The sequence below is a fragment of the Sulfoacidibacillus thermotolerans genome (genome assembly GCF_003144315.1).
In the GTDB taxonomy this organism is placed as follows: domain Bacteria; phylum Bacillota; class Bacilli; order Alicyclobacillales; family SLC66; genus Sulfoacidibacillus; species Sulfoacidibacillus thermotolerans.
This window is the reverse complement of the sequence record NZ_MPDK01000089.1, coordinates 1-1,067: the sequence shown is the minus strand read 5'-3', so window position 1 is coordinate 1,067 and position 1,067 is coordinate 1. Positions and strand designations below refer to the sequence as shown.

General features: G+C 41.4%; 2 protein-coding genes. Both read right to left on the bottom strand.

Going from position 1 to position 1,067, the window contains the following annotated elements; translation table 11 throughout:
• A partial coding sequence (locus tag BM613_RS14575; protein ID WP_219930726.1) for a hypothetical protein occupies window positions 1–494 on the bottom strand: 494 nt, incomplete at its 3' end.
• A partial coding sequence (locus BM613_RS14570) for a hypothetical protein (protein ID WP_219930725.1) occupies window positions 491–1,067 on the bottom strand: 577 nt, incomplete at its 5' end. The genes BM613_RS14570 and BM613_RS14575, both read right to left, overlap by 4 nt.

Below are 1,067 nucleotides of genomic sequence, written 5' to 3'. Positions count from 1 at the left end.
TGTTTTGTGGGGAAGGGTAAAAGTGGTATAAGATACAGCGTGTACATCCTGTCACTTGCTTCTTTCAGCTTGTCAACGGTCAGACCAGCAATGGCAAGGAATGTCATCGTGTTATCGTAGTTTCTTGAGTTGAAACCAACGGTACGAAAGTTCTTCATTATCCATTCATATTTTTCCGTGTCAAGTGTCTGACCGGCAGTCATTTCTAGATAATAAACCTTACCGAACTTAACCCCTTTAAACGCTACAAGAAAATAGTTCTTATAACATTCAATATCGTATACGAATGTTTCTTGCGCAAAATACATCTCCACTAATTCACCGTCTGTCATACGCGGATCATTAGCTGCAAAACGCATTGCTGCGTCAAGACCTGGAAGGTAGTCCGGGCGTTCCCATACCCTTTCAACTGGTTGACGTTTTACTTTCTGTTTCTTCTCTTTCTTAGCGGGAGGTAAATCCTGCCAAAAGAAACCAATAGCATCTTTTCTCATAGACGAAATCCTACAATTACCCCACGTAGATTTTCACCATAAAAAATAATAGGAGTTGAAAGACCCCTTTCGTCCTTTTCATTGAAACGAGAAGCGTCCCAATCCGTTGCAAGTCCTTTCAACTGCATAATAAGATCTATATTATACACGCCAATTGACTTGGATTCACGGAACATTGCACTAGCACCATCCAACTCGTTGTAATGTGTGCGTACAACACCGTTTTCCATGTAAATACGCCCATCCCGCTCACAGAACGGTTTTATCTTTTCTAGGCAATTAAAAAGCTCAGTATCAAGCGTATAAACGTCGGACCCCTTTTCTGTGCGCTCAATTATCTTATCAATGTTAGGCCACTTTAATTCCAGTAATTGTGTACGCAACCAGCAACCGTCTTCGTAGTGAAATGTCATACTGGTATCCGTGCATTGAATTCTTACTGGTGGCTTTTTAATGCGCAATAATTCTTTGATGGCCATACGCGGCACAACACAATCTACAGGGAATACAGCACCGAACCAATATTGTATAATACTAGCGTTGTTAGTCGCGTACATGCTGCCCTGTTTTACC